The following is a 9411-nucleotide window of genomic DNA, read 5'->3' as shown; positions in this document are numbered from 1 at the left end:
GAAACCCTCCCACCGCCGCATCTCGACTACGGCCAACCCCGCATCAACCGATACCACCACCCCGAAAAACTCCTCCACCACGAAGATGGAGACGACGATGAAGACGACCCCGATTAGCCTCGACCCCGCTCAGCCTCGACCGCGATGCCGATCACCCAGATCGTGCAGACGCCGGTTGCCCTGCACAGAGACCCCAAACCAGACATCGCCAACGCGGTGGTCGACGTCTCCCAGCACTCCGTGTCGCTGGTGGCGGTCGTCTCCGATGTCATCCGCAACGGAAAACCGGTGAGCGGTGTCGCTTTCGACTCGATCGGCCGGTTCGCCCAGAGCGGCATCCTGGCCGACCGGATGATCCCCCGGATGCTCGACGCCGACCCCGGGCAACTCGCCGACGACTCCGACACCTCAATGCCAAGCTCGACGACTATCCCGACGGCGCGCGCCCCGGCCGTCACCCGATGTAACGGCGTTGCCCCAGCTCAACCCAACCCCCACAAATACCCCGACGACAAACTAGCCGCCGCATAACTGCGAAAGTCGAGCTTAAAGCGCACCGTGCTCGTAACCAGGTTCTCACACCGCGTGCCCCGTGAGCAGCGACCAGCGTTGCAAAGCCTCGCGGGCGGTATCGTCGCCGGCCGTCACGGTGAACGCGCGCCCGTCGAGGTCCGCGTCCCACACCGCCCGGGCAAGCGCTCGAACGACCGACAGCCCGTCACCGTGAGCACCCGGGTGTCCGGACTCGACCGTTACCGTCGCACCGCGGACGGTGACCTGCCAACCCGGTTGCGCGGCCACCACGAGCTGGCCGGCGTCTTCGTGCAGCGCGCGCAGGTCGTGGGCGATATAAGTGGGCCGGTGTTCGGCTACCGCCTGGACGGCGTCGCGTGTTGTGCTGACGCCGGTCAGCACCAGCAGGCTGGGCAACCCGGCGGCGTTGGCGCTGGCGATGTCGGTGTCCAGCCGGTCGCCGACCACCAGCGGGGCGTGAAAGTCGCCACGGGCCAGCGCATCTCTCATGACAGCCGGCGACGGCTTACCCGCGATCTGAGGTGCGGCATCGGTGGCCGCCTGCAGCGCCGCCACCATGGCACCGGTGCCCGGCAACAGGCCCCGTTCGGAGGGCAGCGTGCGATCGACGTTGGTCGCCACCCACAACGCACCGGCCCGGATGGCCAGCGCCGCCTCGGCGAGATCGGCCCAGCCGGTGTCGGGGGAATGGCCCTGGACCACCGCCACCGGTTCGTCGTGGCAGCGGCGTACCGGTCGCAACCCGACCGCGGCGATCTCGGCGGCCAGCGCCTCGGTGCCGACGACCAGCACCGGTGACCCGGGCGGCAGCTGCGCCGCCAGCAGATCGGCGGCGACCTGCGCACTGGTCACCACGTCGTCGCCGGCCGCGGCGAAGCCGAGCCGGCGTAGGTGTGCCGCCACGTCGGCCGCACTGCGGGATGCGTTGTTGGTGATGAACAACGTGCGGGTCTGCACCCGCTGCAGCGACTGCACCGCCCCCTCGGTGGGCTCCTCGCCGCAGTACACCGTCCCGTCCAGGTCGATCAGCAAGCAATCATGTTGGGCGGCAAGGGTTGTCATCTCAGCTGAGCTCCCCGATCCGGTCCTCGGCATCGGTGACGCCGTCGGTGTCTGCGGCCGCGGAATGCAGGAACCACTGCAGCGCCTCGCCGGTCCGGCCTAGGGACACCAATATCTCGGCGTAGGCGTAGAACAGCCGCGCGGCGCTCGATCCGGTGCGGCGCGGATCCAGCGGCGGGGTGGACAACACCGTCAGGGCCTGCTCCAGCTGGCCGAGGTCGACACGGGCTCCGGCGGCGACGATGCGCAGCTCGTCGGCGTCGTCGCCGCATAGCTGCGCCGCCTCCGCGCCACATGCCAGGTCGATCGCCCGTTGCGGGCGGCCCAGCCCGCGCTCACAGTCGGCGATCATCGGCAGCAGCACCGACTTGCTGCCCATTCTGCGCGCCGCACGCAGTTCCGCCAGGGCCTGCGCCCAGTCGCCGCAGCGGTAGGCCGCGATCCCGACGGCTTCGCGCACGGCGGGCAGGCGCGCCGTCCGGGCCCGGGCCGCGCGGGCATGCTGCAACGCCGCCTCGGGATCGTCGTCGATCAGCGATCCCGCTGCCACGAGGTGGCGTGCGACGGCATCGGCTGTTGCGCGATCCAGGGTTCGCAGTTCACTGCGAACTTCGGGCGCCAGTTGCCCGGCTTCCACGCCGGGGGGGATCGCCGGCCGGTCGTCGGCCGGTGCTCGGCCGTGTTCCGACGGGTGCGAACCGGTTACCGGGACATGCTGCGGCTGCGGCCGGCGTGCTCGGCCCGGGCCGGACGATCGAGGGGCCCGGACCCGCCGCTTATCGCCCCCGCTACCGTCGAAGCCTTCGACCACCTTGCGCCTTCCACGTCGCGTCGTTGCTACCGCAAAAAATACGGGGCTCTCGAACCGGCTCACATCCGACCAGGCACTTAACGTCGATTTGCTCGATGTCGACGGCGGGCACTCGACGAAAATGGAAGGTGGGGACCCTCAGATTGGCAATGCGGGTCGGAGCGGGGTTGTCGACCACCGCTGATAACGTCGATAGCTGTGGAAATTCGGCCGTCTTACGGCCCGAGCGGCCATCTGCGCGGCGCATGTGATCGGCATGACTGAGTCCGCTACGGGGCGGTCCCCGAAGTACGGCGATATCATCGCCGCAGCCCAGGAGCTGTTCGGGGAGGTCGGTTACGACAAGACGGGTGTACGCGAGATCGCCGAACGCGCCCATCTCGCACTGGGCACGCTCTACCATCATTTCCCCGAAGGAAAGACCGGGGTGCTCAGCGCTGCGATGAGTGAACGCGTCGAGCGTCTCCTGGTGCACATCACGCCGACCGAACAGCACGATCCCGTCGAGGCCTTCCTGGACAGGGTCCGTCGACTCAACAGCGAGATCGTACGGGATCCATTCCTGCGCAGGGTGTTCCTGGAACAGGGGCGGGTGAACGAACGACGGCTGCGTGAACACGGCCGTGAGATCCTGGACACCTTCAGGACGCTGGCAGTCGCGGAACTGACTCGGCTCACGGAGTCCGGTGTAGCAGACTGCGCCGATCCGCAGGCCGTCGTGATGTTGATGCGTGTCTCCACTGTCGGCTGGATCACCGCCCAGGCGTCAGGCACCGACACCGTCGATCACGACCGTGTGCTGAATGCTCTCATCGACGCCGTGCGGGAGCTGATCCGCCCACGTATTCGGCAGTCTGCGCCCTCGCCCCGCAAGCGAGATACGCTGTCGCGCCCTCGATGACGGTTCTGCAGGCTAGTTCGTCGTCACGCTCGGTGTCGACAGTAATCACACCCGTCACAGTGCTCCCCAAAACTGCGCAAGTCGATTGACAATCGACTAGAACAGATGCATCGCATTGTTCTAGTTAATGTAGAGGGGGTGTTCGTTGGTCGAGCCGGATCGCGCCGTGATCGTCATCGGCGCCGGACCTGTCGGTGCGACCGCCGCACTCCTATTGGCCGCGCACGGCATCCCCACCGTGGTGATCGAACGTCGCACCAGCCCACAGTCGCACCCGGCCGCCCACGTCCTGTCAACACGGTCGCTGGAAATCTGGCGCCAGCTGGGCCTGGACCGCGATATCCGTCGGCTCAGCGCCCCGGTGCACGAATTGCGTGCCATCACCTACTGCACAACCGTGGCGGGCCTAGAGTTGGGACGGGTACCGATCCTGGATCTGCCGGCCGCACAGTTGGATGCGGTGGAGTCGGCCAGCCCTACACGGGCTGCACACCTTTCACAGAACGTCCTCGAAGAGTTGCTGTGGGATCGACTGCGCGGCAACGATCTCGTGGACTTCCGCGTCGGCTGGGAGTACATCGGCCAGCGCGGCGACAACGGTCATGTCGTTGTCCTTGCCCGCGACGCCGATAGCGTGACCGAGGTTCGGGCACGTTTCGTGGTGGCCGCGGACGGGGCGGCCAGTCCGGTTCGGCGCGACCTCGGGATTGCGCTGTCCGGGCCAGTGCTGCAGCACGTGGTCAGTGTGCATTTCTCGGCGGACCTGGAGCGATTCTGTTGCAACCGGCGCGGGCCGGTGTTGTGGACGCATACGTCAAAGGGATTGGGCACCATCATCATTCACCGTTCACCGGAGGATCTGGTGTTTCAGATCCCCTACTTCCCACCGCTGCAAACCCTCGCCGATTATCCGCCGCAGGTGTGCAAACGCCTTATCCGTAACGCGATCGGCGACCCCAGCGTGGAAGTGGTGGTGAAGTCCGTGCAGTCGTGGGCGATGACGGCACAGGTCGCCGATCGTTATCGATCAGGACGCACTTTTCTGGCCGGGGATGCCGCCCACAGGTTCCCTCCCACCGGTGGATTCGGCCTCAACACCGGCGTCGCAGACGTCCACAACCTGGTCTGGAAGCTGGCGTGGGTGCTGACCGGTCGCGCCGGCGGCCATCTACTCGACAGCTACGACACCGAACGCCGCCCCATCGGACGGTCAGCCACCGACGCTTCGGTGCGCAATTTCGATGGATTGCTCGACGTACTGGCAGCACCGGGAATACCCCGCACACCGGTGCGCTCGCTACCGGCCGTGTTGGGCCGCGCGCATTCGGCGCGCGCTAGAGAACATCGGGGCAGCGTAGGGCGTTCGGTAATGCGCTGGGCGCTGGCTGTGTTCACTCGGCTGGGCTATCAACCGCTGAGATTGGCCGCGGCGCGCGGCCCACTCGGGCAGCGAGTTCGTCGCCGCGCAGCCGCCGCGATCGCGAAACAGGGTCCGCACTATCGCAGTTGGGGTCGCGACCTCGGCACGGTCTACTCCTCGGGCGCCCTCCTGCCCGACGGATCGACACCGCCCCCCACCGATCCCGAGTTCTACACACCGGCCGTCCATGTCGGCGGAAGACTGCCGCACGCGTGGGTCGACGATGGCGTCTCCCGGCGGTCGACTCTCGACCAGATCGCCGCAGACCGCCCGACGCTACTCGTGGCAGAGCCGCTCCGCCCGAAGTGGGAGGCCGCGATTTCGACTGCCTCGGTGGCACTGGCCGCAATCGCCGACACCACACTGCGGGAGAAGCGCTGGGGACTGACAGCCGATGCGGCATTGCTGGTGCGGCCCGACCACCACATCGCCGCAAGACTGCACGGCGTCTCGGCCCAAACAGCGTTTGCCGCCCTCTCGGCGCTGCACGTCACTGCAGCGGATCAGGACATCACTGCATGACGACGCTGACTCCTGAGCTACGGATCCTCACGGCCCGCCCAGAACCGATGACCCGATGGTGGGCCGCGCTACTGGATGCTCAGCCCGAGGCGCTACACCCGCGGGCTACGCGACTATCAGTTCAGTCCCTGCGAATGGTGATCGAACGCTCCGAGATCGCCCTGGATCATCACCGGGAAGCCTGCGGTGTCATTGTCATCAGCCTGGCTCCCGGCGATGCGGTACACACCCTGGCCGCAGTGGAGCGCCTCGCAGCGATCGACTGCCACCCCTACCGCGCCACTTGTCACCCCGGGTACACGCGGTTGTGGTATCGCGACCCCAACGGAGCTGACGTGACCATCGACGCCCCCCGGTGCGGACCCGGTGACGTAGATCAGGAGAAACCGCTGTTCCCGGACGAACTCGGCCCCACCGACGTGGTCGAGGCGCTGCGCCGCGGAGAGATCCCATGACCCACGACACACCGTTCGACCCTCTCAGCCGTGCTATCCGCCGCTGCCCGCATACGCACTATGCCCGGCTCATGGATCCTCCTGTGCAGCCGGTACCCGGTCATCCGAACTTTTGGACCGTCGCCGGCCACAGCGTGGTCACCGAGGTACGGCACCGGCATCCACACCTGCCTCGGAACCCCATTGGCCAGACTCGAAACGCGTATCGCGCTGCGTGCTTTCACCGAGCACGTCGAGTCCGTGCAGCTCGATCCCGCCAACAGCCCAACACGATTGGACGACAAGGACATCGGAATGTGGGGCTTCACCCGACTCCCGGTCCGAATCGCCGGCACCCGATCCCGCCTGCCGGCCCACCGCACATCTGCTGGAGGTCCACTCCCATGAGCGTCAATCCACCCCGCTACGGCGTACTTGTCGGCCCAGACGACCTCACGCAGCAACTTCCCCGGCCGGGCGCCCCGAGTCGGTTGGCGCATATTGTGTTCAAAACACCGCGCCCTCAAGAAATGATCAACTGGTACACCCAGGTACTCGACGCTGTCGTGGTATTCCGAAACAAGCGGATCGCCTTTCTCACCTACGACTCCGAACACCACCGGATCGCCCTGGTGACAGTGCCGCGCCCGCTGCGGCTACCTGCGCAAGTGTGGAGACTGCACCGCAAGCTATTCGGCGTCGACCATATCGCGTTCACCTACAACGCCCTGCCCGACCTGGTGGCCACCTACCGCCGGCTTGCCGATCACGGCATTCACCCGGTCTGGTGCATCAATCACGGCCCGACCACGTCGATGTATTACGAGGATCCCGACGGCAACCGGCTCGAATTGCAGGTAGACAACTTCGGTTCGAACAACGAACTGATGGAATGGATCGGCGGCGGGGAGTTCAACGCCAATCCGATCGGTGTCGAGTTCGATCCCGACGTGTTGGAGCGACTTCTCAGCGCAGGCGTTCCCACCGCCGAACTGGTCCGGCGAGGATCGGCTCCGCCTGATGGAAAGACGGCCCGCAGCGGAATGCGCACGATCCGTTGGAAGACGCTGTGACGGCGCAAATCCGGCTCGGCACCTTCGTCTGCGACGACGGCGCACACCATCCAGCTGCGATCCTTGATGACACCGTCGTCGACCTATCCACCGACGGCGGCCCTCCGTCAGTCACCGAGCTGCTCGCACAACCGGATTGGCAGCACAGCGTGCAATCGAGGGTCACCAGGGGACCACGCATACCGCTGGCCTCAGTGACTCTGGCCGCGCCGATACCCCGGCCACCGAAGTTCCTCGCGATCGGGCTCAACGCCCGCGACCATCGGCGTGAGGTCAACCTCCGCTGGCTGTTACGGGAGCCCCGGTTGATCGCACTGGGCGCGGGCTACCTGGTGGCCCACCCGCGGCCCAAGCTTCCCTACTTCTTCGCCAAAGCTCCGTCCTCAGTCACAGGACCATACGACCGGATCGTGTTGCCACCCTACGGATCCAAAGTGGACTGGGAAGGCGAACTCACCGCGGTGATTGGCGCCCCGCTGCACGAAGCCACGGTCGAGGAAGCCCGCCACGGTATCGCCGGATACACGATCACCAATGACGTCTCGGTGCGCGATCTGCAGTTCGACAATCCAACCGCCACCAACCTGGCGAAGAGCTATCCCACCCATGGGCCGTTGGGGCCCTGGCTCGTGGCGGCCTCCGATTTCGACCTCGATAACGCCGAGTTGCGAACCCATCTCAACGGAGAGCTCCGCCAACGGGGCCGCATGGCCGATTTGATCTTCAGCCCCGCCGAAATTGTCAGCAAGCTCAGCACCTTCTGCCTACTCGAACCGGGCGATCTCGTCGCATGCGGCACGTTCGCCGGAATCGGTTGGGCCGCTGGGCGGCTGCTACGGCCTGGAGACCGGGTCCGTGTCGAAGTCGACGGCATCGGACATATCGAGAACACCGTAGTCGGACATACCGCGGCGGTGACCCGATGAGGCGGCGCGTATCTATCGGCAAATCCCAGGAGGAAAATATGGCCTCGGCACGTCGCATTTGTGCAACTGGCGGTGTGGCTTTGGTCGGCGCAAGCGTTATCGCCGCCACCCCGATACCAGCGCCGCCGTCCGGCGTCCACGTGTCGGCCATCCAGCTCACCACTGGCGAAACCGATGTCACCATCGACATCGTGCGGCACGGAGCCACCACCCCGCCGCCTCCTGGTTGGACGTCCGAAACCCCCGGACCTCCACTGTGCACGGTGGCGCCCTGCGGGGGTGGCTCGCCGCCGGACCAGACCGGCATCGAACAGGCAGACGCCACTGCGCAGTTCCTCCACGAGCAGCTCGGTTCCAACGTCTCTGGAATCTTCTCCGCGACGAGCGTCAGGGCCCTGGAAACCGCATCGCCCTTCGCCGCGTATTACCCCGATATGGAGGTACATCAACTGGTCGGGCTCAACGAGGTCCAGAGCTCTCTTTATCTTGGGCCAGGCATCACGCAGCACAGTCCGGGCAGCATCTTGTTCGAAATTACCGTGCTTTTGTGGGCGCTGGGACAACTGTTTGTGCCGATGCCAGGCGGCGTACCCGTTAACGGGGCGCAGCTCGACCAATACGTTACCGCTGCCGTCGACACGATGTACGACAACGGCATCGCCAACCCGGTCGTCAGTGACAACGGCCAGATCACCGAGGTGGGGTTCAACAATGAGCTGTCGATTTGGGCCTGGACGATGCTGAACGTGAAAAACCCCGATCTCCCGTACTTCGTCCCCGCGCTTATTCATAATGCGGTCAACGAACAGAACCAGCTCCTGAACTTCGCCGGCGTCATCCAATTCAGCGGCAATCCCACCGACGGCTGGACATTGGACAGCTGGAACGGCACCGCCATCCCGACATTTAACGATCCGCTGACGGAGCTGTTCGTCCTGACGCGTGACCTGATCGTGCCACCGCAAGTAGCAGTGTGGGACATTGCCTCCTCCCTCTTCAGCGGCGATCCGGCAACGATCCTGACCGCGATTCAGACCGGTACCAGCCAACTCATTTCGGCGTGGGCTCAGTGGCCCTCTGAGCTGATCGACTACATCACCGGGATTTTGCATGGCGATCTGTCCGGCTCACCTGCAGGCGTGGCCGCCGAGGCCGCGGCCGCCGAGGCCGGCGGTGCTACTCTGCTGGGCGGCTTCAACCCGGGCGACCTGTCGGCCGGGTTGGCCGATCTGCTCCCCACGACCGAGCTGGCCGGACTGCTGCCCGGCGAGCTGGGCTCGACAGTCGTCGACCTGCTCACATCGTTATGACCCCCTGGATGAAATCACCGGTCATGGGCGGCGCGCTGGCGGCGGCGGCGATGATGTGCCCGCGCGCGGTTGCCGACTCGGGCTCGTCGAGTGCGCTGCAACCCGTGATCGACCAACTGCTGGGCGCAGAGCAGCACGTCACCGGCACCGACAGCGGCTACCCGTATATCGACTCGTCTCAGCTGCCGATGCTGGATACGTATGTTCAGGACATGGCGCTGACGATGCTCGCTACGCAGATCTCGGCCACCAACGACTCCACGGCTCTGGGTTGGGCCCCGTATGGATGGTCTGCGCCCGCCAGCGACCCACAAGAATTCTTGGTCTTCCCCAATCCCGACGACCAGTACAGCAACCTGCGGGTCGACCCGGGCGCCACCTACACGATCACCGTCGACCCCGGCCCTGGCACCCAGAA

At 65.9% G+C, this 9411-nt stretch carries 11 protein-coding genes; 9 read left to right on the top strand and 2 right to left on the bottom strand.

Going from position 1 to position 9411, the window contains the following annotated elements; genetic code table 11:
• Together AC2VOP_RS20300 and AC2VOP_RS20295 are read left to right on the top strand one after the other, a co-directional pair.
• A partial coding sequence (locus tag AC2VOP_RS20300; RefSeq protein WP_486962640.1) for a hypothetical protein occupies nucleotides 1–117 on the top strand: 117 nt, incomplete at its 5' end.
• 27 nt (nucleotides 118–144) lie between these two features.
• A complete protein-coding gene (locus AC2VOP_RS20295; RefSeq protein WP_486962639.1) occupies nucleotides 145–531 on the top strand; it encodes a hypothetical protein in 387 nt (128 codons plus the stop codon).
• A 45-nt stretch (nucleotides 532–576) separates the two neighbouring features.
• Here the strand turns inward: AC2VOP_RS20295 and AC2VOP_RS20290 are convergent, their stop codons facing one another.
• Nucleotides 577–1596, bottom strand: coding sequence for an HAD-IIA family hydrolase (locus AC2VOP_RS20290; protein WP_486962638.1), 1020 nt, complete (start codon nucleotides 1594–1596; stop codon nucleotides 577–579).
• A gap of 1 nt (nucleotide 1597) precedes the next feature.
• Nucleotides 1598–2407, bottom strand: a complete 810-nt coding sequence (locus tag AC2VOP_RS20285) for a tetratricopeptide repeat protein (protein ID WP_486962637.1) — start codon at nucleotides 2405–2407, stop codon at nucleotides 1598–1600.
• Between the two features lie 256 nt (nucleotides 2408–2663).
• Between AC2VOP_RS20285 and AC2VOP_RS20280 the strand changes: the two genes are divergently transcribed.
• The 7 genes from AC2VOP_RS20280 to AC2VOP_RS20250 all read left to right on the top strand — a co-directional run.
• Entirely contained in the window at nucleotides 2664–3308 is a 645-nt protein-coding gene (locus AC2VOP_RS20280; RefSeq protein ID WP_486962636.1) for a TetR/AcrR family transcriptional regulator, read from the top strand.
• Between the two features lie 145 nt (nucleotides 3309–3453).
• Entirely contained in the window at nucleotides 3454–5250 is a 1797-nt protein-coding gene (locus AC2VOP_RS20275) for an FAD-dependent monooxygenase (RefSeq protein WP_486962635.1), read from the top strand.
• Nucleotides 5247–5705, top strand: coding sequence for a hypothetical protein (locus AC2VOP_RS20270; protein WP_486962634.1), 459 nt, complete (start codon nucleotides 5247–5249; stop codon nucleotides 5703–5705). Before AC2VOP_RS20275 ends, AC2VOP_RS20270 begins: the two co-directional genes overlap by 4 nt.
• Before the next feature lie 383 nt (nucleotides 5706–6088).
• On the top strand, nucleotides 6089–6757 hold the full coding sequence (locus tag AC2VOP_RS20265) for a VOC family protein (RefSeq protein ID WP_486962633.1): 669 nt from the start codon (nucleotides 6089–6091) through the stop codon (nucleotides 6755–6757).
• Nucleotides 6754–7683, top strand: coding sequence for a fumarylacetoacetate hydrolase family protein (locus AC2VOP_RS20260; RefSeq protein WP_486962632.1), 930 nt, complete (start codon nucleotides 6754–6756; stop codon nucleotides 7681–7683). Before AC2VOP_RS20265 ends, AC2VOP_RS20260 begins: the two co-directional genes overlap by 4 nt.
• Nucleotides 7680–8993 carry a phosphoglycerate mutase family protein gene (locus AC2VOP_RS20255; protein WP_486962631.1) on the top strand — a complete coding sequence of 438 codons (1314 nt, stop codon included), beginning with the start codon at nucleotides 7680–7682 and terminating at the stop codon, nucleotides 8991–8993. Before AC2VOP_RS20260 ends, AC2VOP_RS20255 begins: the two co-directional genes overlap by 4 nt.
• 8 nt (nucleotides 8994–9001) lie before the next feature.
• Nucleotides 9002–9411, top strand: a 410-nt coding sequence (locus AC2VOP_RS20250; protein WP_486962630.1) for a hypothetical protein, incomplete at its 3' end; no start/stop codon positions are given.

It is taken from the genome of Mycobacterium sp. TH-M106, from assembly GCF_057473765.1.
The sequence above is the reverse complement of the archived record's forward strand: the minus strand, read 5'-3'. Positions and strand labels throughout refer to the sequence as shown.

Bases quoted from the DNA above. Each gene is read 5' to 3' on its own strand.
- AC2VOP_RS20280 (WP_486962636.1), top strand. From the start codon at position 2,664: ATGACTGAGTCCGCTACGGGGCGGTCCCCGAAGTACGGCGATATCATC.
- AC2VOP_RS20265 (WP_486962633.1), top strand. From the start codon at position 6,089: ATGAGCGTCAATCCACCCCGCTACGGCGTACTTGTCGGCCCAGACGAC.
- AC2VOP_RS20255 (WP_486962631.1), top strand. From the start codon at position 7,680: ATGAGGCGGCGCGTATCTATCGGCAAATCCCAGGAGGAAAATATGGCC.
- AC2VOP_RS20270 (WP_486962634.1), top strand. From the start codon at position 5,247: ATGACGACGCTGACTCCTGAGCTACGGATCCTCACGGCCCGCCCAGAA.
- AC2VOP_RS20295 (WP_486962639.1), top strand. From the start codon at position 145: ATGCCGATCACCCAGATCGTGCAGACGCCGGTTGCCCTGCACAGAGAC.
- AC2VOP_RS20290 (WP_486962638.1), bottom strand. From the start codon at position 1,596: ATGACAACCCTTGCCGCCCAACATGATTGCTTGCTGATCGACCTGGAC.